The sequence below is a fragment of the Agromyces sp. Y575 genome (assembly GCF_059445445.1).
This window is the reverse complement of record NZ_JCAIUI010000001.1, coordinates 59,955-84,657: the sequence shown is the minus strand read 5'-3', so window position 1 is coordinate 84,657 and position 24,703 is coordinate 59,955. Positions and strand designations below refer to the sequence as shown.

The window sequence follows — 24,703 nt, the reverse complement described above, 5'->3', positions numbered from 1 at the left end:
GTATCTGTTCGTGCACGTACTCAGCGTCAGTTCTCTGAAGGGCGGTGTCGGCAAGACGACCGTCACCCTCGGACTGGCGTCGGCAGCGTTCGCGCGCGGCGTCCGTACCCTCGTCGTCGACCTCGACCCGCAGTCCGACGTTTCGACCGGTATGGACATCCAGGTCGCCGGTCATCTCAACGTCGCCGACGTGCTCGCCTCCCCGAAGGAGAAGATCGTTCGGTCGGCCATCGCGCCGAGCGGATGGGCGCGATCGAACCCGCAGTCGACGATCGACGTGATGATCGGCAGCCCGTCGGCGATCAATTTCGACGGGCCGCACCCGTCGATTCGCGACATCTGGAAGCTCGAAGAAGCGCTCGCGAACGTCGAAGCCGACTACGAACTCGTGCTCATCGACTGCGCACCGTCGCTGAACGCGCTGACACGTACCGCGTGGGCCGCGAGCGACCGGGTGGCGGTCGTCACCGAGCCGGGGCTCTTCTCCGTCGCTGCGGCCGATCGGGCGCTCCGAGCGATCGAAGAGATCCGCCGTGGCCTGTCTCCTCGACTGCAGCCGCTCGGCATCATCGTGAACCGCGCGCGCGTGCAGTCGCTCGAGCACCAGTTCCGCATCAAGGAGCTGCGCGACATGTTCGGCCCGCTCGTGCTCTCGCCCCAGCTGCCCGAGCGCACCTCGCTGCAGCAGGCGCAGGGTGCCGCGAAGCCGCTGCACATGTGGCCCGGAGAGAGTGCCGAAGAGATGTCGGCGCACTTCGACCAGCTGCTCGAGCGCGTGCTGCGCACCGCGCACATCGGCGAGTTCGCCGGCCTGCCGCTCGACAGCCCGACACCCTTCGCCTGAACGCGGACCAACTCCCCCAGACGCTCAGTCGTGCAGACGCTGAGTCGTGCAGACGCTCAGTCGCAGTGACGAGCAGTCGGCTGCGTGATCGTCAGGAGATCTTGCGCGGGCGTTCGCCGCGTCGCGCAGCGAGCTCGTCGAGCGGATCGGCCGACTGCGTGTTGATCTCGACGAGAGTCGTCTCGACCTCTCGCAGCACCTTGCCGACGGCGATGCCGAACACACCCTGGCCGCGGTTGACGAGGTCGATGACCTCATCGTCGGATGTACACAGGTACACGCTCGCGCCGTCGCTCATGAGGGTCGTCTGCGCGAGGTCGTCGATGCCGGATTCTCGGAGCTGGGAGACGGCCGTGCGGATCTGCTGGAGTGAGATGCCGGTGTCGAGCAAACGTTTCACGAGCTTCAGCACGAGAATGTCGCGGAATCCGTAGAGTCGCTGCGTTCCGGAACCCGCTGCACCGCGCACCGTCGGCTCGACGAGTTGCGTGCGCGCCCAGTAGTCGAGCTGTCGATAACTGATGCCCGCAGCTCGAGCCGCGACCGCGCCCCGATACCCGGTGGCGTCATCGTGGACGGGCATGCCGTCGGTGAAGAGCAACCCGAGGTCGTAGCGCGAGCGTGGAGTCCGGTCGAGCTTACTCATCCGATTCGCCCCTCACTCTCGCGCCGGCACCCGTCGACGCGAGTTCCACGCTACCGAGGGCGACAGCCTCTGTCGAACACATCGGGCCGAACGTCACGGCGTGTCGCGACATCATCTCGCGAGCTTGCCGAGCGAGGCACGCACGACGCTCGCGTGCACCGCCTCGAGGTGACCCGCGAGCTCGAGACCGTGTTCGACGGCACGAGCCTTGTCTGCGGCATCCGCTCGCCGCGACGGCGCGATCGCACGCTCGACGAGCGCCGCCTCGCGCTCGGCCGCGGCTCGTACTCCGCGGAGATGGCGTGGCTCGATGCCCACCGCGCGGAGTGCGACGAGCGAGCGGAGCACACCGAGCGCCTCGTCGCCGTAGTACTCGGCTGCAGGCAGCAGCGACGTCGAGACGGCGTCGTCGAGCAGCGCGTTCGTCGCGCCGGCCTGTGCAATGAGTTCGTCACGTCGGAACCTGCGGGCACCGGCGAGGAACGCCGCGGCACTCGTCGCCCCAGGCAGAGCCGGCGTCTCGCCCGCGTCGATCGCCTCGAGGTGCGTGCGAATCACCTTGAGCGGCAGGTAGTGGTCGCGCTGCATCGACAGCACGACCGTGATGCGCTCCACATCGACGGTGGAGAACTTGCGATAGCCTGCCGCGGTGCGCGCCGGCGAGACGAGACGTTGCTCTTCGAGGAACCGCAGCTTCGACGGAGTCAGCTCGGGGAATTCGGGCTGAAGTCGGGCGAGAACCTGACCGATGCCCAGCAGTGGCGCCTGGCCGCTCGCGCGCGTGGACGCAGCGGGAGCTGCCACTATTCGCTCGCCACCGGAGCCAGGTCGCGGCGTGAGGCGTAGAAGGTGAGGCGGAACTTGCCGATCTGCACCTCTGCACCATCGCTCAGTAGGGCCGTCTCGATGCGCACGCCGTCGTAGTAGGTACCGTTCAGCGAGCTGAGGTCGCGCACCTCGAACGCACTGCGGTGCCGTACGAACTCCGCGTGCTTCCGCGAGACGGTGACGTCGTCGAGGAAGATGTCGGCGTCTGGGTGACGACCGACGACTGTGACGTCGGTGTCGAGGAGGAATCGGGCGCCGCTGTTCGGGCCCCGACGAACGATGAGCAACGCCGACCCCGAGGGGAGCGCAGCGATCGCCTCCTGCTCTTCAGCGGTGATGTCGGCGTCGAGCGCGCTCAATTGCGCCGCCGTCTCACGGCTGAAGCCGATGGTCGAATCGGTCGCACCGTCGACCGTAGCCTGCGTCGACGTTGCCGTCGACGGTTCGCCACCGGTCTCGTTCGTGCCACCGGCCTGAGTAATGTCGGAATCCGCCACACTAACCTCCCTGTCCCAGCGTATCCGATCGAGGCTCGTCTGCCACCCGCGGAATACGGATGACGCGAGCGGTCTCGATCGCGTAGATGATCCCGGCCCACCAGTAGAGGAAGGCCCCCCACAGGGTGATCGCCCAGCCGACCGGCTGGCTGATGTCGGCGACGACCGGGAATGCGAGCCCGAGCATGATCACGGGCAGGCCGAAGAACAGCGCGAAGGTCGCGACCTTGCCGAGCTGATGCACGGGCAGCGGCCCGTATCCGTGGTTCGCGAGCACGACGCCGAGGGTGAGCAGGAAGACGTCGCGAGCGACGATCACGACGACGATCCACCAGGGCACGAGACCCTGGGCGGCGAGCCCCACGAGAGCGGCGAAGATGTACAGCCGATCGGCGGCAGGGTCGAGCAGCTGCCCGAGCCTGGTCACCTGCCGGAGGCGCCTCGCGAGGTATCCGTCGAGCAGGTCGGTGAAGCTCGCGACGATCAGCACGATGAGCGAGACGACGTAGTCACCGCGCACGATGAAGATGAGGAAGACCGGAACGAGGGCGAGTCGGAGCATGCTGAGGATGTTCGGGATCGTCCAGATCTCCGAACCGACGACCCCCGCGCGCTCCCCAGCCACGACACGATCCTATCGATCCGTAGAATGCCGCCATGACTCCACTGCACGTGTGTCTCCTGATCTGTGCCGCGATCACCCTCGCGACGTGGCTCGCTTCGATCATCACTCGCGAGTACTCATGGGTCGACCGCATCTGGTCGATCGCCCCGATCGCATATGTCTGGGTCTTCGCGGGTGCGAGCGGATTCGACGCGCGGCTCGTGCTGATGGCGGTACTCGTGAGTGCGTGGGGCATCCGTCTGACCCTCAATTTCGCCCGCAAGGGCGGCTATCGCCCGGGCGGCGAGGACTACCGCTGGGCAGTGCTGCGCGGGCGGATGTCGCGCGCGCAGTTCGCCACGTTCAATCTGTTGTTCATCTCGATCTACCAGAACGCGATCATCCTGCTCATCTGCCTGCCTGCCTACACCGTCTTCGAGGCCGGCGCGTCACCACTCGGGGTCGGCGACGCCGTGCTCGCGATCGTGTTCCTGGCATTCCTCGCCGGAGAGACCGTCGCCGACCACCAGCAGTGGGTGTTCCATCGGTGGAAGGCCGCAGAGCGCGCAGCGGGTCGCACGCCGCAGCCCGGATTCCTGCAGTCGGGGTTGTTCCGGGTCTCGCGCCACCCGAACTTCTTCTTCGAGCAGGCGCAGTGGTGGGTCTTCTATGGGTTCGCCGTCACCGCGACCGGGGTGTGGCTGCACTGGAGCATCGCCGGGGCCGTGCTGCTGACGACGCTCTTCATCGGATCCACGATCTTCACCGAGTCGATCTCGCGCTCGAAGTACCCCGATTACGACGAGTACCGATCGCGCACGTCGCCGATCGTGCCGTGGTTCCCGCGGGCTGCGAAATCGCAGGTCGGCGAACGCGCCACCTGATCCGGCGGCTCAGAGCCTCGCGGCGAGGCCGGGCCAGGCTTCGGCGAACCGCGGATGCAGCGCGAGCTCGGTGACCCGATCGGCAGCGATCCACCGTAACTCGATGCTCTCGGGGTCGCTCACGACCGGCTCGAATCGTTCGGTGGCATCGGCGACGACTGTCGTGTACGACCAGTATCCGAGGTCGAGCACGGTGCTGAAACGCACCTCGAGAAGGTCGGGCGTCACGCCCGCCTCCTCACCGGCCTCGCGGACGGCCGCCTCGACAGCGGTCTCGTGCTCGTGCCGTGCGCCGCCGGGGATCCCCCAGGTGCCGCCGAAATGGCTCCACACCGCACGGTGCTGGAGCAGCACCTCTCGCGTCGGGCTGACGACGAGCAGCCCCGCCGCACCGTACCTGCCCCAATACCGTGCGCCGTCGGGACCTTCGACCCATTCGTCGCCGCTCGCTCCGCTCATGACTCCAGCATGACGCACGCGCCGCGAGCGCACGCCCGCCCGCCCGCCCGTAGGCTGATGACATGAACGGCGAGTCACCGGTGCGCGTCGACGCCTGGCTGTGGGCGGTGCGCCAGTTCAAGACGCGATCTGCTGCGACGGCCGCATGCCGCGCGGGACATGTGCGGGTCAACGGTGAACGCGCGAAGGCGGCGCAGCCCGTACGACCGGGCGACGAGGTGCGCGTTCGCATCGGCGGGTTCGATCGCATGCTCGTCGTGCGTCAGACCCTCGTCAAGCGTGTGTCGGCGACGCTCGCAGCTGCGGCGGTCGACGATCGCACGCCGCCCCCGCCGCCTCGAGAGACCGTGGCCGTGGTCGCCACGCGCGACCGTGGCGCCGGCCGCCCCACCAAACGCGAGCGACGAGACCTCGACCGCCTCCGCGGACACTGAACGCCACGGCGTAGCCTGAACAGGTGCACAAGGAACTCAGCCACGACCCGGACGCGCGCCGCTACGTGCTCCTGGTCGACGGAGACATCGCGAGCGTGCTCGACTACCGGGTGCTCGGCGACTCGGTCGCGTTCACCCGGACCTTCACGAACCCGCCGTACCGTGGCAGTGGCCTGGCCGGGGAGCTCGTCGAATTCGCGGCCGATGATGTCGAGGCGACCTCGACGCGCCACATCGTGCCGAGCTGCTGGTATGTCAGCGAGTGGTTCGACCGGCATCCGGATCGCGCCGGGCTGCTCGACCCTCGCGCGACGTGAACGGCGAACCGTTCGGACGGACGACGAAGCCGAAGCGTCGCTCGCAAATCTGCCCGAACGGTCGATCGCACCGGTGTCGATCGCACCGGTGTCGACGGCGAACCTCTCACCGGGTGACGACGACCGCTGTCAACGCTTGCGGTGCGTGGCGTCGCTCACTGCGTCGCTTCCGCTGCGGTTCTCCACCTTCGCCTTCTTGTCGGCGCGCTTCTCTTTGAGCGTCTTGCTGGCTGCCGTCTTGGACGACGACTTTTTCGGCGACTTGTCTGACATGGATTTGCCCTTTGATCGGAGGCCCGGACGGCCCCGTGCGGCAACCATACGCGAGATGGGTCGGCGTCAGTACCAGTTCATCGACTGAGAATGCGACCACGCGCCGCACGGCGTGCCGTAGCCACGCGCGATGTAGTCGAGGCCCCAGCTGATCTGGGTCGCGGCGTTGGTCTGCCAGTCGGCGCCGGCGGTGGCCATCTTGCTGCCGGGCAGCGACTGCGGGATGCCGGTGGCGCCGCTCGACGCGTTGTAGGCGGTGTACGACCAGCCCGACTCCTTCTGCCAGAGCTGGTTCAGGCACTGGAACTGAGATTCGTTCCAACCGTACTTCGACGCTCCCAGAGCACGGGCGGTCGCTCGTGCCCCGTCAGGCGTGTTCGCTTGTGCGAGTGCCGCGGCCACTACGGCCGCCTGCTCGGCCTGGACGCGGTCGAACTCCGCAGCCGCGGCGGCGGCCTTCGCGGTCTCTGCGCGAGTCTGCTTCGTGAGGTCGACGATGGAATCGAGGGGCAACCGCTCGTAGTCGCCGAGCGAGGCGACGGATGCCGCGAGCCCACTGGAATCGACCTTGCCGTCCACTGCGGCGAGCGTGACAGTGGCTGCGGTGATGGTGTCCGCTGCACTGTTGCGCGTGCGGGCCTCGGCGATGGCGTTGTACGCGCCGAGTTGGTCGTGACGTACACCGGTCGATTCGCTGAGAGCGGCTGTCGCATCGATGCTCGCCTGCGTGGCGAGCGTCGCCTGCACCGCGAATCCGCCGCCGACGACGAGGCCGGTGGCGACGATTGCGCCGGCGACGACGAGTCGCTTGCGGCCGATTCGGCGGCGGCGGATGTCGCGGCGCTGGTGCTGCTCTGCGGAGGCGGATTCGGTTTCGGGCGTTGAAGTAGTGTCGTTGCGCATAGGTCTGAGGTGCTCGGATCGGGTTTCTGTTGGGGGACGGCCCCCGAGCGAGGGCACAAGTCAGACACTCTGCCCCGAGTTTCTGAAGGGTTCCTCAGTTCTTCCTGTGCAGACCATGATGGTCGGCCGCCGTGCGCCGCGATACTGGGAGCATGCCGACTGCCGACCGCTCCCCCATTCCGGCCGCCGACGAGCGCTGCCCGTGCCTCAGCGGATCCGTCTTCGGCGAGTGCTGCGGCCCGCTGCTCGCGGGGGCGACGGATGCCCCGACGGCAGTCCAGCTCATGCGCTCCCGTTACACGGCTTTCGCGGTCGGCGACGCCCACTACCTGCGGGCGACGTGGCATCCGAGCACCCGTCCGGCGGTTCTCGACATCGAGCACGAGCTGCGGTGGTATCGACTCGAAATCGTCGACGCCGTTCGCGGCGGTCCATTCGACCGGGACGGCGAGGTCGAGTTCCGCGCCTCCTACCGTTCCGACGGAGATCGAGGCGCGCTGCATGAACGGAGCCGGTTCGTTCGCGACGGACGCCGCTGGTTCTACGTCGACGGCGACGTCTGACCCGATGCCGAGCGCTCAGCCGCGCTCGCCCTCCGTACTGAACCCGTCGCGCAGCGCTCGCTCCTCAGAGCCTTCGAGTTCCTCGAACACCGTGATCTGCAGACCGGCGGGCGCATCGAGGCGCGAGTTGAGGGATTGCCATGGTGTCACCACCGGTTCGGCGACGATTGCCGCACCGGCGTCGGCGAGCCGACGAGTGGTGCCTGCACCGTCGGTGACCTCGAAAGCGAGCCGGATGCGCTGGCTCGGAACTCCGTCGGCCTCGAGTTCGTCGATGACGCGTTTGTGCGTGGGGTTCGCAATCTCGAGCGTCGCGCGCCCAGCGTCGAGAATCGAGACCCGGTCGTCACCGTCCTCGGCGTAAGCCATGAGTTCGGGCATGCCGAGTGCGTCGCGATAGAACGCCACGGCGCGGTCGAAGTCCTCGGCCTCGATGACGACTCGCAGTTGCAGAACCGGTGGGCGCGTGGCATCCGTCATCTCTGCATCATCGCAGACCGATGCGGCCGGTCATGCGGCATCGTGCGATACGGGCCAGCACCGCGTGGTCACTCCGATCGCGTCCCACACGTTGATCGTGATGACGAGTGAGATGAGCGCTGCCGTGCGCTCCTCGCCGAAGACGGCGACGGTGGCGGCGAGATCTTTCTCTGGCACGTGGGTTTCCGAGAGGCGTGTGATCGACTCGGTCAGGTGGAGGGCGGCCCGCTCGGCGGCGGTGAACAGCCCGGAGTCGCGCCAGACGACGACCGCGTGGACCTTCTGCTCGGAGACGCCGGCCGTGCGCGCATCTTTCGAGTGCATGTCGACGCAGTAGACGCATCCGTTGATCTGCGAGGCGCGCAGCCGCACCATCTCGCGCAGCTGCGGGTCGATGCCGACTCGATCGAGCTCGGCGGTGGCGGCATGGTCGAGCGAAGCGACCGCGCGCGAGAACCGCGGGACGATCGCCTCGAAGTCGAGGCGGACGGGGACGTCGACGAGTGCATCGGTGATGGTCATGAGCCAACGCTACGAATGATCGGACCCCTGCTACAGTCCAATTCCATGCCGAGAACATGGGCCATTCACGGGCTCGACCTGCACCTCGACCTCGATGCGCATCGAAAGTCGTCGTCACTCGAAGAGGCGCTGCGCGTGGCAGTGCGTGATGGCCGTCTCGAATCGGGCAGCCGGCTGCCCGCCAGCCGATCCCTCGCCGCCGACCTCGGCATCGCGCGCAACGTCGTGGCCGAGGTCTACGGGCGTCTCGCGGCGGAGGGATGGCTCGAGACGCGGGTCGGCGCGGGCACCTGGGTCGGCGATCGTAGCGTCGGCGCAGCGGCGGAATCGGAACCGCCGCGCACGCCCGAGCGACTCGGTCTCGACCTTCGCGGCGGCATTCCGGATGCCTCGTCGTTCCCGCGCCGCGAGTGGGCGACGGCCGCCCGCCGCTCGGCGCTCGACGCGCCGGCCTCAGCCTTCGGCTATGGCCCGCCGCGCGGCTCCCCCGCGCTTGCCTCCACGCTCGCCGAGTACGTCTCCCGCACCCGCGGAGTTTGGGCGCCTGCCGACCGGATCGCGGTCACGCGTGGCTTCGGCGCGGGTCTCGCGATGGTCGCACGTGCCCTCGTGTCGCACGGCGCCCGACGCATCGCCGTCGAGGAGTACGGGCACGAGGCACACCGACGCATCATCCGGGCCGCCGGACTCGAGGTCGTCGCTGTGCCGGTCGACCGCGACGGCGCAGTCGTCGCAGAGCTCGACGCACTCTCCGTTGACGCCGTGCTCCTCACACCCGCTCACCAGTTCCCGACCGGAGCGGCACTGGCGCCCTCGAGGCGACTCGAGGTGGTCACGTGGGCCGAACGCGCCGGGGCGTTCATCGTCGAAGACGACTACGACGGCGAATTCCGCTACGACCGGCGCGCGATCGGCGCCCTGCAAGCCCTCGCGCCCGAGTCGGTGATCTACCTCGGCACTGCGTCGAAGAGCCTTGCGCCGGCCGTCGCGCTCGGCTGGACGGTCGTTCCCGACCGCCTCGCCTCCGCCTTCGACGAGCAACTGCTCGCGACGAGTGGACTCGCCGACGTGCTGAACCAGTCGACACTCGACGCCTTCATGCGCGCGCACGAGTACGACCGCACCGTGCGCCGCCGCCGCGCCGAGTACCGTGCGCGGCGCGAACGTCTCGAGTCCCGTGTCGCCGCAGAACTCGAGGGATGTCGGGTCAGCGGGATGCGCGCCGGGCTGCACTGCCTCATCGAATTGCCTGCCGGTGTCGACGAGCGTCGCGTGACCGCCGCAGCCGACCGGCTCGGTGTGCGCCTCGATGGGCTGCGCTCGTATCGCCTCGGCGATGCGGCTGCGTCACGCGGTCCCGCGATGGTCGTCGGGTACGGAGCACCGCCGCCGCACCGGTTCGAGGCGGCACTCGACCGAGCCTTCGCCGCCATCGCATCGGAACTCGAGCCCACTGCCTCCGTCGGGCGGGGCTGACAGCTCGCGCGCATCGCAGCGCCGACGGTGCGCGACGTCAGCGCTCGAGCGCCTCGAAGAACGCGGCGAGGTGTCCCGCGAGCAACGCGGGCTCCTCGTGCGCCATGAAATGACCGCCCACGGTCGCCGCATGCCAGATTCGGACGTCACTGCAAGCGCGGTCGGCGATGCTCTTCGGCATGTCGCGGATGATCGCCTCGGCACTGAGCGTGAACCCGGCCGGCACCGTGATCACCGGTCGCGGACGGTTCGCCGGATAGTCGAAGTACTGACGGAACGACGTGCCGATCGAACCGGTCGACCAGTAGAGGGTCGCGAGCGTGAGCAGGCTCTCGCGATCGAACCGGCGCTCGAGGTCGCCGTCGGAGTCGCTCCAGTCGCGCAGCTTGTCGATGATCCACGCGAGCAGGCCCGCCGGTGAGTCGATGAGCGCCGCCCCGATCGTGTCGGGCCTCGTGCCCATGATCGCGCTGTAGCCCTCGTCGTCTTCGTCGAACGCAGCCTCAGCGTCGAGCAATCGATGTTCGGCGTCGGCCAACGGTTCGGTGAACTCGGCCGGGAACGGCGGGTGGATCATGTAAAGGCCGAGCACACGATCGGGGTGCTTCGCCGCGATCCAGGCGGCGACCGTGCCGCCGATGTCGCCGCCGAACACCCCGAAGCGTGCGTCGCCGAACAGCTGCTCCATGAGCTCCGCCATCAGATCGGCCATGGCCTCCCTGGTCAGCGGGCCGTCGGGCAGTTCCGAGAAGAGGAAACCTGGCATCGAGGGAATGACGAGCTCGAAACGGATGCCTCGAGCCTCGCCTTCGTGCTGCAGCGCGCGGGCGAGCGGCAGCATCTCGAGGAAGCTCGACGGCCAGCCGTGCATGAGCAGGAGCGGCAGCACCGGCCCGTCGGCCGCACCGACACCCATACGCACGAAGTGCAGCCGCGTGCCGTGCACGACCGCCACGCGGTGGTCGAGACGATTGAGCTCCTTCTCGACCGTGCTCCAGTCGAACGCGTCGGCCCACTCGGCGACGAGCTCGGAAAGGTAGGTGGGATCAACGCCCGCTGCCCAGGGGCGCGCGCTGCTCGCCTCGACGAATCGGGTCTGCCGCAACCGCGTGCGCAACTCGTCGAGCTCGCCTGCGGAGACGTTGATCTCGAACGGCTCGTCGATGCCCGTCACGCGCCGGCCTCCGCGGCACGATCGAGTGTCAGGTAGGCGCGTTCGACGGCGCCGACAAGCCCATCGACGGGGATCGTCCAATCGTCGTGGGCTGCGAGCGCCTCGGCGGCCGTGAGGCCGGCGTCGTGCGCCGCGCGGAACCGGTCGGCTATCAGCCGGAGCTCATCGGCCTGCCGCTCGACGAACGCACGATCGACGACCCTGCCGTGGCCCGGGATGACGCGGTCGTCTTGCCGCATCTGAGCGGCGAGCGACTCGAGCACGCCCGGCCAGTCGAGGGGGAAACTGCCCGATCCGTACATCACAGGCCCGGACTGCTCGATGAGGTCGCCGAGGATCCACACCCGTTCGTCGGGCACGAACACCACGAGGTCGGTGTCGGTGTGTGCCGGCAGCTGCGGCAGCAGCTCGACGAGACGGCCCCCGATGTTGAGCATCAGGGGTTCGGCGAGCGGATGCGTCGGGGCGGTGAGCACCACATCCTCCCACTGCCGGCCGGGCTCACGCGCGGGGTCGGCCCGCCAGGCGGTGAGCCGCGGGCCCTCGAATTCGGAGAAGTGCGCGTAGATGCGGGCATGGCCGTAGATCGCGGCATCCATCGTCGTACCCGGCCCGAAGACCTGGTTGCCGAACGTGTGGTCGAAGTGCGCGTGCGTGTTGACGACCCAGCGCACCGGTCGGCCGAATCGGGCCGCGATGTCGGCGGCGAGTTCTTCGGCCTCGCTCGGCTGCACCCGGGTGTCGACGAGGAGGAGGCCGTCATCCCCCTCGATCACGACGATCGAAATGTCGAACGGGTCGTACCGCCGCTGATGGATGCCGGGTGCGACGGTGAGCCAATCTGCCATGTCTCGAGAATAACGATGCGCCATCGGCGAACGGGCGCGGTGATCAAAGGAAATGCAGAGCTTCAGGTCGTAGCGTGGCATCCGTGACCCCGCTCGACGGAACCCCGCCAACTCGGCACGCCGCAACGCCGCCCATGCTCACGGCGCGTGCGCAACGCACGCTCGAGACCATCGACGGCCAGACGCTCGATGAGATGCGCGCGCTCCGCGACGAGACCGAGCGTTTCATGCTCCGGTACAAGTTCGGCATGGACGAGGTGATCACGAAGCTCTCGATCCTGCGCGAGGAGTTCAGCCAGACCCACGACTACAACCCCATCGAGCACATCTCGAGCCGGCTGAAGAGCCTCGACAGCGTCGTCGAGAAGATGCAGCGCAAGGGCATCGATCCCACGTTCGAGATGATCCGCGACACGATCACCGACATCGCGGGCGTGCGCGTGACGTGCAGCTTCGTCTCCGACGCGTATCGCATCTTCGAGCTGCTCACGGCGCAGCGCGACATCCGAGTGATGCGGGTCAAGGACTACATCAAGGAACCGAAGGCCAACGGCTACCAGAGCCTGCACGTCATCGTCGAGGTGCCGGTGTTCCTCTCCACCGGCGCGCACCCCGTGGCCGTCGAGGTGCAGATCCGCACGATCGCCATGGACTTCTGGGCGAGCCTCGAGCACAAGATCTATTACAAGTACGACCGGCAGGTGCCGCAAGAGCTCCTCGACGGCCTGACGAATGCCGCGCACACGGCGGCCGACCTCGATGCGCGCATGGAGCGGCTGCACCGCGAGGTGCATGGCGCCCCACCCCCCGCGGCGTCGGCACACGTCCACCCTGCGTCGGGCCAGACCGGCATCGAGGTCTGACCGGCATCGAGGTCTGACCGCGTCTCACCCCAGCGAGGCGAATACCCGCTCGCCCGCGTCGGTCACCCGCAGTGAGCGATCGCCGGAGCGCCGCACGACCCAGCCCTCGGCGAGGAGCCGCGCGAGCACGTGCTCGCCGAGTCGGCCCGCGATGTGCGGGCGCCGCTCGGTCCAGTCGAGGCAGCCGCGTACGGCGGGCCGGCGCGAAGGGCCGGCCAGCTCGGCGATGCCCAGGCGCTGCGCGAGCGGCGTGCTCGGATCGAGCACCCGGCCAGACTCGCCGGCGACGAGCGGCGCGATCACGCCCTCCCCGACGAGCGCGTCCGTGAGATCGAGCGCGAGCCGCCCGGCGAAGTGGTCGTAGCACGATCGCGCGAGCGCGAGCCGTTCGGAGGCCGTGGACTGGGCGTACGAGGTCACGGCACGGCGCGGCGCGATGAGTTGCAGGGCCTCGACGGCATTCGCCACGTCCGGCCCCGCGAGCGTGAAGTAGCGGTGCCGGCCGAGCTTCCGATCGGTGACGAGGCCGCCGCCGAGCAGTTGCGCGAGGTGCGCGCTCGCGGTCGGCGGGGCGACGCCCGCGATCGCGGCGAGCTCGCTCGCCGGGAGCGAGCGACCGTCGAGAAGTGCCACGAGCATGGCCGCTCGAGCTGGCTCGCCCATGAGTCGGGCTGGTTCTGCGAGATCGGCATCTCCGTGCATGCCTCCACGATACGACGGTGACACTTCGTCGCCCATCGAAGCGTGTCGGGAATAGCGTCGAGTCATGACCGAGATCATCGACCGCGCCGATGTCGCGCGCATCCTCTCAGACCCGGCCGCTCGAGTGCCCGAAGCTGTGAGCACGAACGGCACCTCATTGCAGCGCTTCCGCGCACAGGTGTCGAGGTTCGTGAACGGTGCCGAACACGATGCTCGCCGAGCGCGCATCGACGCGCTCCTCACCGCGCTCGACCCGGCGCTCCTCGCTCGCGCAGCCTCCGAACGTGCGCGATCCACCCTCGCAGACCGACACAGGGGCATAATCGGATCCGACGCGATGGCTGAGCTGGCCCATCGCATCCCGATCGTGACGATCGGCGCGGCGCTCGGCTTCCGCGACCCCGACTCGCTGCCGGCGCTCGTCGCGACGGTGGCGTCGGCCTACCCGAACGGCGACACGGATGAATCGTCGGCCGCGGACGCCGCCGTGGACGCGCTGCTCGGCGCGGCGGGTGTGTTCGACGAGACAGATCAGGTGTTGCGCACGCAATTGCTCGTGCAGGCCTACGCGGCAACGGCGGCGCTCATCGAGCGAGCACTCGATCGAGCCGCGGCCGCCACCGACACGGAGCCCACGCGAGCGCTGCTCGAAGCCGTGCTCCGTGACGACTCCCCGGTGCCGTTCACGAGGCGTCTGCTGCCGGATCGCGACGATCATGACGTCGTCACACTGCGACTGGACGGCCCGGACCGCGCCGCCGATGCAGATCACGCGGCTCGAGTGCTCGCCTTCGGCGCCGGACCTCGTGCATGCCCTGCACCGCACCACGCACTCGCGATCGCCGAGGCGATCATCGACACAGCACGCACCGATGGAAGAGCGGCGGCAGCGCATGCTCACGGCCGCTGAATTCGCCGCCCTGCACCGGCCGGGCGACCCGTTCCTCCTGCCGAACGCATGGGACCTCGCCTCGGTGCGCTGGCTCCACGCCGCCGGCCACGACGCGATCGGCACGACGAGTCTCGGCATCGCCGTCGCCGCGGGCAAGCGCGACGGCGATGGTGCGATCGCGCCGGAATCCCTCGATCTCGCTCGCCGTGCCGCCGAGCACGACGTCGCCCTGACCGTCGACCTCGAAGCCGGGTTCTCCGATGATCCGGACGAGGTCGGCCGCTTCGCCGCCCAGCTCGCGGCGTTCGGGTGCGTCGGGGTGAACATCGAGGATTCCGACGCCGACGGGCGCCTCGTCGATCCTGATCTGGCCGCGGCGAAAGTCGCAGCGATCGCCGCCGCTGCGCCGGAGCTCTACCTGAACGCCCGCACCGACCCGTTCTGGATCGAGGATCTCGCCCGAAGCGGCATCCGCTCTGGGGAACGCCACCGCAGTGCCGTGTCGCGCGCCCGGCGGTATCTGGCGGCCGGCGCATCCGGCATCTTCGTGCCCGGCGTGCTCACGCCTGCGACCATCACCGCGCTCGCCGGCGAAATCGACGCACCGCTCAACCTGCTCGTGCAGCCGAGCCTGAGCATCGCCGAGCTCGCCGGTTTCGGTGTGGCCAGGATCAGCACCGGTTCGCTGCTGTTCCGCACCGCGCTCGGCTCGATCGCCTCGACCGTGGCCTCGCTCACCGGTGACTCGGTCGACGGTGCACCGATGCCCTCGTATGCCGAAGTCGCGGGGTTGCCGCTCCCGCGCGGATGAATCAGCGTTGCTAGTTCGATGAATCAGCGCTGCTGGTTCGCTGGATCAGGGCTGCTGCTTCGCCCGGCTGGGCTGCACGCGGGGCGGCTCGCCCGGCATCTTCGGGAAGTCGGGCGGGAACGGCAACTCGCCGAGCCCGTCGTCGAGGTCGCGCTGCCACCACTCGAGCAAGGTGTCGATGCGGCCGGGCGAATCGTGCATGCCCTTCCAGGGGTCGCCGACGCGCTGCAGCCGTTCGGGCACGGTGCGCACCGTGTGCTCGCTCGGATCCGTCCGCTCGAGCTCATCCCACTCGAGCGGGCACGACACCGAGGCCAGCGGCAGCGGGCGGGGGCAGTAGGCGCCCGCCATCGTGCGATCACGGTTGGCCTGGTTGAAGTCGATGAAGATGCGGTCGCCCCGCTCCTCTTTCCACCAGTTGGTGGTGACCTGCTGCGGCATCCGTCGCTCGAGCTCGCGACCGAGCGCGATCACCGCGTGCCGCACGTCGAGGAACTCGCGCTCGGGCTCGATCGGCGCGAATACATGGATGCCGCGGCTGCCCGAGCTCTTCACGAAGCCCCTGAGCCCCACCTCACCGAAGAGCTCGCGAAGCGCGAGCGCGACGGGCACGGCTTCGCTGAATCCGGTACCTGGCTGCGGATCGAGGTCGATGCGCAGCTGATCGGGAAAGTCGGGGGCCTCGGCGCGCGAGGCCCACGGATGGAACACGATCGTGTTCATCTGCGCGGCCCACACCGCGGCGGCAGGCTCGTCGATCACGAGCTGTGGATGCGTGCGCCCGCTCGGGTAGGTCACGGGCACCGACCGCACCCATTCGGGCGCGCCCTTCGGCGGATTCTTCGAGAAGAACTGCTCGCCGTCGACGCCTCCCGGGAATCGTTGCAGCGACACCGGGCGGTCGCCGTTCGCCTCGACGAACGGTGCGCCGACCGCGATGAAGTACTCGGCGAGGTCGAGCTTCGTGATGCCGGCCTCGGGCCAGAGCACACGTGTCGGGCTGGAGATCCGCACGTCGCGATCGCCGTGCGGACCCGGAACTGTGAGAGTGACGGCATCGGCCATGGAACCGACGCTACTCCCCCGGTGGGCGCGTCGCCCGGCCGCCTCGCGGGATCACGCCGTCTGTGCGGCCGGCATCGCGGCGTACCGACCAGCCGCCCGCTCACGGGCCTTGGCGGCCTCGACCTCGCGGTTCTTCGGCGGTGCGCTGGTGACGAGATCATCGAGCAGATGCCGCGTGACGTGCGCGATCTCGGCGACTGCGCGATCGAACGCCTCGGCGTTGGCTTTCGAGGGCTTCGTCGAACCGCTCACCTTGCGCACGAACTGCAGCGCGGCGGCGTGCACCTCGTCGTCGGTGGTCTCGGGCTCGAAATTGTGGAGGGTGTGAATGTTCCTGCACATGTTCCGAGCTTAACGCGTGGAGTCAGGGATGTCTCGGGTTGCTTGCGACGCTGCGCGCGTTCGAGCTCAGCCGGCCGGGGCGGTGTCGCCGTCGCGTGCGGAGGCACGCGACGCATCGCGCGCGGCATCGGCGGCGGCTGCCTCTTCGGGCGTCGGCGCGGTGCCGCCGAGCTTCCGCGGCTGCCACCACTTGCCGGTGCCGTCGACGGGATACTCGGCCTGGAGCCGATCGACGAGCCCCTGCATCGTCTCGCGCAGTCGCTCGGTCACGGTGCGGGGGTCATCGTTCGCGCCGACGGTGATCGGCGCCCCGAAAGCGAAGCTCACCGGCACCCCGAACCGTTCGAAGAATCGGATCCGATGACCCTTGGTCATCAATCGATGCCCACCCCAGACCGCGACCGGGATGATCGGCACGCCCGACTCCGCCGCGAGTCGTGCCGCACCCGACTTCAGCTCGCGCACGGTGAAGGACGCGCTGACACCGGCCTCGGGGAACACGCCCAGCAGTTCGCCGTCTCGAAGGGCGGTGACCGCCTTTCCGTAGGCGGCGGCACCGGCCTTCATGTCGACGGCGATGTGCTTCATGCCACGGAGGAGATAGCCGACGACGGGCTTGTCGAAGGCGCCCTGCTTGGCCATGAACCGGATGTGCCGGCGCGTCGCCAGCCACGTCACCCATTCGACGAGTGCGAACTCGAAGTACCCGAAATGCGTCATCGCGAGAACGGCGCCGCCGGACTTGGGAACGTTCTCGACGCCAGTGACGCTGCGTTTCAGACCCCAGAACCCGAAGAGTCCGCGCCCGGCCACGATGGCCGCGCTGTAGATGGGTTCGCTGCGACGTCGCGTCATGTCCCCAGCTTAATCGCGGGTGCTGAGCGCGGCCTGTGGCATTCATCGACGCGTCGCCGCAGACACCTCACATCGAGGCGTGGTGCGTGTCGGCGACCGGCCGCAGCAGGAACAAACGCACGACACGACCCGAATCGCGCTCGTACGCGCGGTACCCCGGCCACTGGGCCTCGATGCGGGCCCACGCGGCATCGCGTTCGTCGCTGCCGATCACGCTCGCACGCACCGGGATTCGCCTGCCCCGCACCGTGATGGCGGCATCGGGGTGAGCAATCAGGTTGTAGGTCCAGCCGGGATGCCGATCGCGCGCGAAGCTCGTGCCTGCGACGATCGCGCGCCCGCGTCCGTCGGGGGTGTACATGAGCGCGCTCTCTCGCATCTCTCCAGACTTCGCGCCCGTCGTGTGCAGCACGAGCGACGGAACGAGGAGCGCACTGAGCTGCACCCGGCCGCCGAAGGCCACCCGGAACACCCGCTCGACCCGCGGCAGTACTCGAGGTGCGCTCCAGCGGAACAGCCGAGTGCGCGTGAGCGGCGAGATCACGGATCGGACGAAATGCAACACGGTCGGCATCTGCCCATTCTGGCGTGCAGCGGCTTTCGTGTCGCCCCCGTCAGCCGCCTACCCGCTCACGCTCGACCGCGTCGCGCGCCGCCGCGAGTTCGGCCGCTGCATCCGCTGCCCGCCGCTCGGCGTGCTGCATACGCCTGATCGCGATCGTCGGCGCGCCGTGGCGTGCGCGCACGCGGTCGTGCTCCTCATCGACGCCAGTGACGATGTACGCCGCGGCGATGAGGATGACCTGGCTCGACAGGTTGAACCAGATGAGCAGGGCGATGAGCGATCCGAAGGATGCGAGCAGCGGGTTGTTCGTCGCGCCCCCGAGGAACAGGCCCGAGAGCACTTGCAGCACGGACAGCCCGACGCCGCCGATGACCGCCCCGGTCCAGAGCGAACGGGCACTCGGTCGCAGGCCCGAGAGCAGTCGGAACATCACGGCGATCACGAGGGTGTCGATGGTGAAGATCACGATGATCGAGACGATTCTGGTGCTCGCATCGAACACGGGGTCGTGCGTGGCGATACCGAGCCAGCCCAGCAAAGTGCCGAGCGCGGAAGTGCTGAAGAACGTCACCGCAGCCGCGGCCGCGAGCGCAGCACCGAACCCGATGGCGAGCAGCAGGTCGCGCAGCAGCAGCCAGAGGAAGAACGTCTGATCGTCGGCTTGGTCGCCGATCGCACGGAACGCCGTGCGCAGCGAGCCGATCGCCCCGATTGCCGCTCCGACGAGCCCGATCAGCGCGATGATGCCCGCGATGCTGAGGGTCAGCGGCTGCACGAGGTCGTCGGGGTCGATGAGTCCGCCTTCGCCGACGAGGCCGGGGATCGCCGTACCGAGCGTGGCGATGAGCGCTTCGAGCGCGTCGGGGTTTCCGGCCAGCCAGACTCCGGCGATGGCGAACCCGAGGAAGACACCCGCGAAGACCGAGAAGAGCGCGCGGTAGGTCACGCTGTCGGCGAGCATCGCACCGTGGTGCTCCTGGTACAGCAGGAACGCACGAACGGGCTTCTTGGCCAATGCCCAGGCCGTCACACGCTTTCCGAGCGCGACGATGCCGCCACTCGCCGATGCCGTCGCTTTCCGTGTTTCCCGGCCCGTGCCCCCGTGCTCGTTCATGCCGTCAGGCTATCGAGGCATGGATGTCCGTGCAGCCGCTTGACACCTGGAAAATGCCGAGCGGCAGTGACATCGGGCTGAACCCGACGACACCGCCGCTCGATCACTCGACGGCGATCAGTACCAGCCGGCGGACTCCGAGTGGTCCCAGGCGCCGCAGGGCGTGGCGTAACGGCCGGCGATGTAGCCGAGACCCCAGGTGATCTGGGTCGCGGCGTTCGTCTGCCAGTCGGCACCGGCGCTGCCCATCTTGCTCCCGGGCAGAGCCTGGGGGATCCCGTATGCGCCGCTCGAGGAGTTCGAGGCGTAGACATTCCAACCGGACTCGCGGTTCCAGAGGGAGACGAGGCAGCCGAACTGGTCGTCGCCCCAGCCGTACAGGGAGGCCATGAGGTCGCGAGCGATCGCCTGGGCGCCGCTGGGGTTCGCGGGCCCGGTCGGGCGAGTCGACGGTGTGGGCGTTGCGGCCTCCTCCGCTGCCGCGGCGGCGGCGGCAGCTTCCGCGGCAGCGGCCGCAGCGGATGCGGCCTGTTCGGCGGCGATGCGATCGACTTCGGCGACTGCAGCCTGCACCGGCACTACGTGCGCCTGCGTCTGGTTCGCGAGCTCGAAGACACGCTCGGGTGCGAGCAGTTCGTAGTCCCCGAGTGCGGCGACGGAGGAGGTGAGTACTGTGGCATCCGCCTTGCCCTGTGCCGCCACGATCGTGTCGTTGGCCACGGTGAGCGTGTCGTTGGCCTCCTTCACCGCGCGAGCCTCGAGGATGCCGGCATGGGAGCCGAGCTGCTCGATGTCGAGGTTCGCGGCAGCTGTGAGTGCCTCGGTCTCGGCGACGCTCTCGCTCTGCGCGGCGACGGCGGTCTGCACGGCGAAACCGGTACCGACCATGGCGCCGACGACGACGACCGCGGCGGTGGCGAGGATCGGGCCGCTCCTCCAGAGGGGGCGATTGCGGCGCGGCCGTTGGCGAAGTGCCGTGGTCTCGCGGTGTTCGGACGAAGGGGTTTCAGAAGAAGAAGACTGGTTCTGCATGACTTTCACAAGGCGGATCGCCGGGGCGCAGAGCGCTTGGCGATCCTTGATCGACGATCCACGAGCGGGGGCGCCCGGGCGAAGGGGCCAGTCTGCCGAGAGGTTCTGGACAGACCCTCATGTTCTCCTGTGAATGTCATCCACGTGCACCAGCACCCCGCGCTCGTGATGTAAATCCTGTCGGCGCGAATCAATACCAGTTGTTCGCTTCGAAATGCGCCCACGCACCGCACGCTGTGCCGTACCGTCCGGCCACGTAGCCGAGGCCCCAACTGATCTGCGTGGCCGCGCTCGTCTGCCAATCGGCGCCTGCAGCGGCCATCTTGCTTCCCGGCAACGCCTGCGGGATTCCATAGGCGCCGCTCGGGTTGCCGGCGTAGACATTCCAGCCCGATTCGCGATTCCAGAGGGCGACCAGGCATCCGAGTTGATCGTCGCCCCACCCGTACCGCGCGGCCATCATGTCGCGGGCGATGACCTGTGCCTCGCTCGGATTCGCGGGCGCGCCAGGTGCAGGTGCGGCGGGCGCAGGCTGTGCGCCCTCCGCCTGCTCAGCTGCAGCCTTCTCCGCAGCAGCCTTCTCCGCGGCAGCCTGCTCTGCGGCGACTCGCTCCGCCGCAATCCGGTCGTACTCTGCGACCGCGGCGTGCACAGTCGCTGCGTGGGCGCGCGTCAGATCAGCGAGGGCGAACACGCGTTCGGGCGCCAAGAGCTCGAACGACCTCAGCGCCGCGACGGATGCCGCCAGGTCGGCCGCGTCCGACTTACCGCTCGCCGCCGCGAGTGCCGCATCGGCCGCGCTGAGCGCCTCGGTCGCGTCCTGGGACGCCCGTGCAGTCAGGATCCCGCCGTGCACGCCGAGCTGGCTCGCATCGAGATTCGACGCCTCGGTGAGCAGGGCCGTCGCCTCGATGCTCGCTTCGCGATCGACGACGGCGTCTCGCGCGAGCACTCCGATGCCGGCCGTGGCCGCGAGTCCGATCACGGCCCCGGCGGAGACGAACGCACGCCACCGCCGACCGGGCGGTCGCCTGCGCGGTGTGCCGAGTCCGGTCGATCCGCCCGTCGTGGGCCGTGCGGCGGTCGTTGGTCCGGACGATTCGCTCATGCTTCTCCCCAGTCGGGGAACGCGACTCATCGGCCGATCCCCCGAAATGCGACGATCCGCGAGCGCCCTCCGCCCGCGGAAGTTGCCAATCCCGACAGACTAACCGAAGGGATCCTCGCGTTCACAAGCCATTCGTACCGAGCGTCCGCCCGTCGGCGTCACGGTGCTTCACGTGAGTGCGGCCTCGATCAGCTCGTCGCTAGGGTGGACGACGTGCGACTGCCCCTCTTCACCTTGGTTCTCGTCGGCGTCTTCGCCGTCAGCGGCTGCGCGGCCGCATCCCCCGCGCCGACGGTCGCGTCGTCTTCGGCTTCGGAGACTCCAGCGGCCGATTCCGCGTGCGAAGGCGTGTCGGTCATCGTCGACTTCGGCACGCTCGACACCGCGTCCGCGTCGGAGTGCGTCGAGGCGACAGCCGTCGTCGATGCGGTGTCGGCACTCGGCTCGGCCGGCGTCACCACCGAGGGATCGGCCGAGTGGGGCGAACAGATCATCTGCCGCGTCCAAGGGCGACCTGCGGCCGACGAGACCGTCGAGGTCGAAGGCGAAGCGTCATTCGTCGAGTCGTGCCGGTCGATGCCCCCTGCGTACGCGTACTGGGCGCTCTGGGTCAAGTCGTCGGCCGATGCCGAGTGGGAGTACGCCCAAGCGGGGCTCCCGACGCTGCAGCTCGAGCCGGGCCAGAGCGTCGGCCTCGTCTACACGACCGGCACGGAGACGCCGACTCCGGCCGGGTGATGCGGTTTCGTGCGGCTCCGCTTCGGGCGGCGGCGATCGTCGCAGCCGTGTTCGTGGTCGCGCGAGTCGCCTACCGGATCGTGTTCGGCGGCGGCTCCGGGGGCGGGGTACTCCTCCTGGATGCGCCGCGAATCCCGCTCGACGGCCCGTTCGCGCACATCTCGCTGTTCGGTCCGGTGACCAGTGGCGGGATCTCGAATGCCGCACTGAGCGCTCTGCCGTTCGCGGCCGTCATCCTCGCCTTCGGCCTTGCGAACGCCATCGTCGACGTGCAGCGCATGTTCGTGCACGGATCGACGCGGGGGCCGCTGCGCGCGATCTCACGATCGCTCGTCATCGCGTGGGCGACCGCTCCAGCCCTGGCCGAGTCCGTGCGCCGGATGCGCCGAGCCGCCGCCCTCCGAGGCGAACGCGGGCCTGCCGCACTCCTCGTCCCGGTCTTCGAGCACACCATCGAACGCGCACTTGCGGTAGCCGCATCGATGGAGGTGCGGGGATTCGCTGCATCCTCCCGACTCGAGCCCGACCCGGCGCGGCCGGTCACCCTCACGAACGCTTCCCTCGATCAGGGCGGTGCATGGTGCCTCGAGGCCCTCGACATCGCCTTCGCACCCGGCACGCTCACGGTCGTCGTCGGCCCGACCGGTTCCGGCAAGTCGAGCCTGCTCGACGCGATGAGCGGGCTGTTCCAGCACTTCGAGGGGGGCCGCCAGGGCGGGATCATCGAGGTCGGCGGGTTCGACCGGCGCGAGAGCCCGCCGCGTGAGACGTCGGGGTTCGTCGGCGCCGTCGCTCAGCAGGTTCGTCTCGCGTTCGCCACCGCCACGGTGCTCGACGAGATCGGGTTCGCACTCGCGACGCGGAGCGACTCCCCCGCGCACATCGACGAGCGTGTGCGCGAGACCGCGGAACGGCTCGGCATCACTCGGCTGCTCGGGCGTCCCATCGCCGCGTTGTCGGCCGGCGAAGCGACGCTCGTCGCGATCGCCGCGGCGCTGATCTCCAGCCCGGCCCTGCTGCTCGTCGACGAACCCCTTGCTGAGCTCGATGCCGCGGCACGCGGCACGGTGTGCGACGCACTCGACCGCGCCGCCCACGAGTCCGGTGTCTGCGTCGTCATCGCCGAGCACCGCACCGCCGAGTGGCACGGTATCGCCGACGCGTGGCTCGAGATTCACGACACGCGAGTGGCCGTCGGTGTCGCTCCGTCGGCCGTGCCGGAATCACGGTTCGATCCGGAGGGCGGCGCGGAATGGGCATCCCCCACGGCGCGCAACCCGGTCGGGGCGACGCCGCAGCATCCGCTCGCCTCCGTGCGAGGTCTGAGCGTGACGCGCGGCCAGACCGAGGCGGTACGCGATGCGAGCTTCGCACTCGTCGCGGGCGAAGTGGTCGCGCTCGAGGGAGCGAACGGCGCCGGCAAGAGCAGCCTGCTGTGGGCGATCGCGGTTCCGGATGCCGCTGAGAGCGTGATCATCGACGGCGCCGACGTGGCCGGGCTCGCCGCCCGCGACCGCCGCCGCTCCGTCACCCTGGTGCCGGAGTCGTTCGACGATCTCTTCTTCTCCACCACGGTCGCCGCAGAGTGCCACCGGGCCGATCGAAGAGATCGGCCGGCTGTGCCGACCGCCGAGACGTTCGTCCGACTGCTCGGGCGCAGCACGCCGTCAGACGTCACCGCGTTCGACGAACTGCTGCTGCGGCATCCGCGCGACCTGTCGGCCGGCGAGCGCCTGTGCCTCGCCATTGCAATCCAACTCGCACCCGCCCCCTCCGTGCTCCTCATCGACGAGCCGGCTCGCGGACTCGATGCGCACGCCCGCAGCCTCGTCGGCGCCGCGCTCGTCGAGACCGTGAACGAGCAGCGAACCGTGCTGTTCGCGACGCACGATACCGAATTCGCCGAGCGATTCGCGAGCCGCAAGCTGCACATCGTCGGCGGAACGATCTCACCCGTGCCTGCTTCACCAGCGGGGGTGAGGGCGTGACGCGAGCGAAGCTCGGAACCCGAGACGGCCGCGTCACCGCGAATCGTCGCGATCTCATGACCTCGGCCGCCCTCGTCGGCGGCAGTCTCATGGCGCTGGCAGCGTTCTGCTGGCCGCTGCTCGCGGCCGCAGTGCCTGCCGACGCGCAGCGCGCGGCGCCGATCGTCGCGTTCGCCGTACTGCCGGCCGCCATCGCGGGCGTGCTCCTGTGCCTCGACCGGCAGATGCGCTCCGCGAAGGCGGTCGCCCTCCTCGGCGTGCTCGCTGCGATCGGTGCCGGGATCCGCATTGCGGGCGCGGGCATCGGCGGCATCGAGGCGGTCTTCATCCTGCTGATCCTCGCCGGCCGGGCGTTCGGGTCCCGGTTCGGGTTCCTTCTCGGCATGCTCACGATCGCCGTGTCGTCAGTGCTCTGGGTCGGGTTCGGCCCATGGGCGCCGTTCCAGATGTTCGCGTGCGCCTGGGTGGCCGCTGGTGCGGGGCTGCTGCCGCGCATCAGACCGCGCACGGCATCCGTCAGTTCAGTACGACGTGCGACTGTCCTCGAGATCGTGATGCTCGCCGGCTACGGTGCGGTCGCGTCGTACGCCTTCGGCCTCGCCATGAACATCTGGTTCTGGCCCTTCGCAGTCGGCGGCGGCACCGGCATCTCCTACGACGGAGGCGCGCCGATCGGCGAGAACGTCGCCTCCTTCGCGATGTACTCGCTCGTGACCTCGACCCTCACGTGGGATACCGTGCGCGCGGTGACCACGGTGATCGGCATCGTGGTCGTGGGGCCGGCGGTACTCGCAGCGCTTCGGCGCGCGAAGCTGCCCGCGAATGGGCCGCAGCGGGTGCGCGAACGACGTGCTGGCCGCTGACCCTTCCGCCGCA

Annotated in this window: 31 protein-coding genes; 12 read left to right on the top strand and 19 right to left on the bottom strand. The window is 69.1% G+C overall.

Going from position 1 to position 24,703, the window contains the following annotated elements:
- Positions 1-10 precede the first annotated feature (10 nt).
- Positions 11-844, top strand: coding sequence for a ParA family protein (locus tag AC1C2U_RS00480; RefSeq protein ID WP_495359762.1), 834 nt, complete (start codon positions 11-13; stop codon positions 842-844).
- Positions 845-935: 91 nt separating this feature from the next.
- On the opposite strand, the gene AC1C2U_RS00475 is transcribed toward AC1C2U_RS00480, so the two are convergent.
- The 4 genes from AC1C2U_RS00475 to AC1C2U_RS00460 all read right to left on the bottom strand — a co-directional run bounded on the left by AC1C2U_RS00475 (position 936) and on the right by AC1C2U_RS00460 (position 3,440).
- Positions 936-1,490 carry a MerR family transcriptional regulator gene (locus AC1C2U_RS00475; protein WP_495359761.1) on the bottom strand — a complete coding sequence of 185 codons (555 nt, stop codon included), beginning with the start codon at positions 1,488-1,490 and terminating at the stop codon, positions 936-938.
- Positions 1,491-1,601: 111 nt separating this feature from the next.
- Entirely contained in the window at positions 1,602-2,297 is a 696-nt protein-coding gene (gene ftsR / locus AC1C2U_RS00470) for a transcriptional regulator FtsR (protein ID WP_495360815.1), read from the bottom strand.
- Entirely contained in the window at positions 2,294-2,815 is a 522-nt protein-coding gene (locus AC1C2U_RS00465; RefSeq protein ID WP_495359760.1) for an FHA domain-containing protein, read from the bottom strand. The genes ftsR and AC1C2U_RS00465 overlap by 4 nt, the downstream gene beginning before the upstream one ends.
- A gap of 1 nt (position 2,816) precedes the next feature.
- Positions 2,817-3,440: a CDP-alcohol phosphatidyltransferase family protein gene (locus AC1C2U_RS00460; RefSeq protein ID WP_495359759.1), complete on the bottom strand. Its 624-nt coding sequence runs from the start codon at positions 3,438-3,440 to the stop codon at positions 2,817-2,819.
- A 32-nt stretch (positions 3,441-3,472) separates the two neighbouring features.
- On the opposite strand from AC1C2U_RS00460, the gene AC1C2U_RS00455 reads away from it, so the two are divergent.
- Positions 3,473-4,303, top strand: a complete 831-nt coding sequence (locus tag AC1C2U_RS00455; RefSeq protein ID WP_495359758.1) for a DUF1295 domain-containing protein — start codon at positions 3,473-3,475, stop codon at positions 4,301-4,303.
- Positions 4,304-4,312: 9 nt separating this feature from the next.
- Here the strand turns inward: AC1C2U_RS00455 and AC1C2U_RS00450 are convergent, their stop codons facing one another.
- Positions 4,313-4,762, bottom strand: coding sequence for an NUDIX domain-containing protein (locus tag AC1C2U_RS00450; protein WP_495359757.1), 450 nt, complete (start codon positions 4,760-4,762; stop codon positions 4,313-4,315).
- Between the two features lie 62 nt (positions 4,763-4,824).
- Between AC1C2U_RS00450 and AC1C2U_RS00445 the strand changes: the two genes are divergently transcribed.
- Both AC1C2U_RS00445 and AC1C2U_RS00440 read left to right on the top strand, forming a co-directional pair.
- On the top strand, positions 4,825-5,196 hold the full coding sequence (locus tag AC1C2U_RS00445) for an RNA-binding S4 domain-containing protein (protein ID WP_495359756.1): 372 nt from the start codon (positions 4,825-4,827) through the stop codon (positions 5,194-5,196).
- A 23-nt stretch (positions 5,197-5,219) separates the two neighbouring features.
- A complete protein-coding gene (locus AC1C2U_RS00440) occupies positions 5,220-5,513 on the top strand; it encodes a GNAT family N-acetyltransferase (protein WP_495359755.1) in 294 nt (97 codons plus the stop codon).
- Positions 5,514-5,642: 129 nt separating this feature from the next.
- On the opposite strand, the gene AC1C2U_RS00435 is transcribed toward AC1C2U_RS00440, so the two are convergent.
- Positions 5,643-5,786: a hypothetical protein gene (locus AC1C2U_RS00435; RefSeq protein ID WP_495354277.1), complete on the bottom strand. Its 144-nt coding sequence runs from the start codon at positions 5,784-5,786 to the stop codon at positions 5,643-5,645.
- 66 nt (positions 5,787-5,852) lie between these two features.
- On the bottom strand, positions 5,853-6,689 hold the full coding sequence (locus AC1C2U_RS00430) for an aggregation-promoting factor C-terminal-like domain-containing protein (RefSeq protein ID WP_495359754.1): 837 nt from the start codon (positions 6,687-6,689) through the stop codon (positions 5,853-5,855).
- A 152-nt stretch (positions 6,690-6,841) separates the two neighbouring features.
- Between AC1C2U_RS00430 and AC1C2U_RS00425 the strand changes: the two genes are divergently transcribed.
- Positions 6,842-7,252: a YchJ family protein gene (locus AC1C2U_RS00425; protein ID WP_495359753.1), complete on the top strand. Its 411-nt coding sequence runs from the start codon at positions 6,842-6,844 to the stop codon at positions 7,250-7,252.
- A 15-nt stretch (positions 7,253-7,267) separates the two neighbouring features.
- On the opposite strand, the gene AC1C2U_RS00420 is transcribed toward AC1C2U_RS00425, so the two are convergent.
- Positions 7,268-7,732, bottom strand: a complete 465-nt coding sequence (locus AC1C2U_RS00420) for a VOC family protein (RefSeq protein WP_495359752.1) — start codon at positions 7,730-7,732, stop codon at positions 7,268-7,270.
- Between the two features lie 30 nt (positions 7,733-7,762).
- Entirely contained in the window at positions 7,763-8,254 is a 492-nt protein-coding gene (locus AC1C2U_RS00415) for a carboxymuconolactone decarboxylase family protein (protein ID WP_495359751.1), read from the bottom strand.
- A gap of 45 nt (positions 8,255-8,299) precedes the next feature.
- Between AC1C2U_RS00415 and pdxR the strand changes: the two genes are divergently transcribed.
- Positions 8,300-9,730 carry a MocR-like pyridoxine biosynthesis transcription factor PdxR gene (pdxR, locus tag AC1C2U_RS00410; protein WP_495359750.1) on the top strand — a complete coding sequence of 477 codons (1,431 nt, stop codon included), beginning with the start codon at positions 8,300-8,302 and terminating at the stop codon, positions 9,728-9,730.
- A 37-nt stretch (positions 9,731-9,767) separates the two neighbouring features.
- On the opposite strand, the gene AC1C2U_RS00405 is transcribed toward pdxR, so the two are convergent.
- Together AC1C2U_RS00405 and AC1C2U_RS00400 are read right to left on the bottom strand one after the other, a co-directional pair.
- Entirely contained in the window at positions 9,768-10,904 is a 1,137-nt protein-coding gene (locus tag AC1C2U_RS00405) for an epoxide hydrolase family protein (RefSeq protein WP_495359749.1), read from the bottom strand.
- Complete coding sequence (locus tag AC1C2U_RS00400; RefSeq protein ID WP_495359748.1) at positions 10,901-11,752, bottom strand: MBL fold metallo-hydrolase; 852 nt, start codon at positions 11,750-11,752, stop codon at positions 10,901-10,903. Before AC1C2U_RS00400 ends, AC1C2U_RS00405 begins: the two co-directional genes overlap by 4 nt.
- Before the next feature lie 194 nt (positions 11,753-11,946).
- On the opposite strand from AC1C2U_RS00400, the gene AC1C2U_RS00395 reads away from it, so the two are divergent.
- Entirely contained in the window at positions 11,947-12,615 is a 669-nt protein-coding gene (locus AC1C2U_RS00395) for a GTP pyrophosphokinase (protein ID WP_495360814.1), read from the top strand.
- A 24-nt stretch (positions 12,616-12,639) separates the two neighbouring features.
- Here the strand turns inward: AC1C2U_RS00395 and AC1C2U_RS00390 are convergent, their stop codons facing one another.
- Positions 12,640-13,317, bottom strand: a complete 678-nt coding sequence (locus AC1C2U_RS00390; protein ID WP_495359747.1) for an ArsR/SmtB family transcription factor — start codon at positions 13,315-13,317, stop codon at positions 12,640-12,642.
- Positions 13,318-13,381: 64 nt separating this feature from the next.
- On the opposite strand from AC1C2U_RS00390, the gene AC1C2U_RS00385 reads away from it, so the two are divergent.
- Both AC1C2U_RS00385 and AC1C2U_RS00380 read left to right on the top strand, forming a co-directional pair.
- A complete protein-coding gene (locus AC1C2U_RS00385; RefSeq protein WP_495359746.1) occupies positions 13,382-14,227 on the top strand; it encodes a cytochrome P450 family protein in 846 nt (281 codons plus the stop codon).
- On the top strand, positions 14,190-15,020 hold the full coding sequence (locus AC1C2U_RS00380) for an isocitrate lyase/PEP mutase family protein (protein ID WP_495359745.1): 831 nt from the start codon (positions 14,190-14,192) through the stop codon (positions 15,018-15,020). Before AC1C2U_RS00385 ends, AC1C2U_RS00380 begins: the two co-directional genes overlap by 38 nt.
- A gap of 45 nt (positions 15,021-15,065) precedes the next feature.
- Here AC1C2U_RS00380 and ligD read toward each other — a convergent pair whose 3' ends face one another.
- The 7 genes from ligD to AC1C2U_RS00345 all read right to left on the bottom strand — a co-directional run bounded on the left by ligD (position 15,066) and on the right by AC1C2U_RS00345 (position 21,101).
- A complete protein-coding gene (ligD, locus tag AC1C2U_RS00375) occupies positions 15,066-16,085 on the bottom strand; it encodes a non-homologous end-joining DNA ligase (RefSeq protein WP_495359744.1) in 1,020 nt (339 codons plus the stop codon).
- 51 nt (positions 16,086-16,136) lie between these two features.
- A complete protein-coding gene (locus AC1C2U_RS00370) occupies positions 16,137-16,427 on the bottom strand; it encodes a DUF2277 domain-containing protein (protein WP_495359743.1) in 291 nt (96 codons plus the stop codon).
- A gap of 66 nt (positions 16,428-16,493) precedes the next feature.
- Complete coding sequence (locus tag AC1C2U_RS00365; protein ID WP_495359742.1) at positions 16,494-17,282, bottom strand: lysophospholipid acyltransferase family protein; 789 nt, start codon at positions 17,280-17,282, stop codon at positions 16,494-16,496.
- A gap of 67 nt (positions 17,283-17,349) precedes the next feature.
- Entirely contained in the window at positions 17,350-17,856 is a 507-nt protein-coding gene (locus AC1C2U_RS00360; protein ID WP_495359741.1) for a nitroreductase family deazaflavin-dependent oxidoreductase, read from the bottom strand.
- 40 nt (positions 17,857-17,896) lie between these two features.
- Positions 17,897-18,961, bottom strand: coding sequence for a YihY/virulence factor BrkB family protein (locus tag AC1C2U_RS00355; protein WP_495359740.1), 1,065 nt, complete (start codon positions 18,959-18,961; stop codon positions 17,897-17,899).
- Between the two features lie 117 nt (positions 18,962-19,078).
- Entirely contained in the window at positions 19,079-19,993 is a 915-nt protein-coding gene (locus AC1C2U_RS00350) for an aggregation-promoting factor C-terminal-like domain-containing protein (protein WP_495359739.1), read from the bottom strand.
- Positions 19,994-20,183: 190 nt separating this feature from the next.
- Complete coding sequence (locus AC1C2U_RS00345; RefSeq protein WP_495359738.1) at positions 20,184-21,101, bottom strand: aggregation-promoting factor C-terminal-like domain-containing protein; 918 nt, start codon at positions 21,099-21,101, stop codon at positions 20,184-20,186.
- A gap of 213 nt (positions 21,102-21,314) precedes the next feature.
- Between AC1C2U_RS00345 and AC1C2U_RS00340 the strand changes: the two genes are divergently transcribed.
- Genes AC1C2U_RS00340 through AC1C2U_RS00330 form a run of 3 tightly spaced genes read left to right on the top strand, consistent with a single transcriptional unit; the run spans position 21,315 to position 24,690 of the window.
- The gene (locus tag AC1C2U_RS00340; protein WP_495359737.1) at positions 21,315-21,839 is read left to right on the top strand and encodes a hypothetical protein; all 525 of its coding nucleotides are present in this window, start codon (positions 21,315-21,317) and stop codon (positions 21,837-21,839) included.
- Complete coding sequence (locus AC1C2U_RS00335; RefSeq protein ID WP_495359736.1) at positions 21,839-23,827, top strand: ATP-binding cassette domain-containing protein; 1,989 nt, start codon at positions 21,839-21,841, stop codon at positions 23,825-23,827. Before AC1C2U_RS00340 ends, AC1C2U_RS00335 begins: the two co-directional genes overlap by 1 nt.
- The gene (locus AC1C2U_RS00330) at positions 23,824-24,690 is read left to right on the top strand and encodes an ECF transporter S component (RefSeq protein ID WP_495359735.1); all 867 of its coding nucleotides are present in this window, start codon (positions 23,824-23,826) and stop codon (positions 24,688-24,690) included. Before AC1C2U_RS00335 ends, AC1C2U_RS00330 begins: the two co-directional genes overlap by 4 nt.
- Positions 24,691-24,703: the final 13 nt, after the last annotated feature.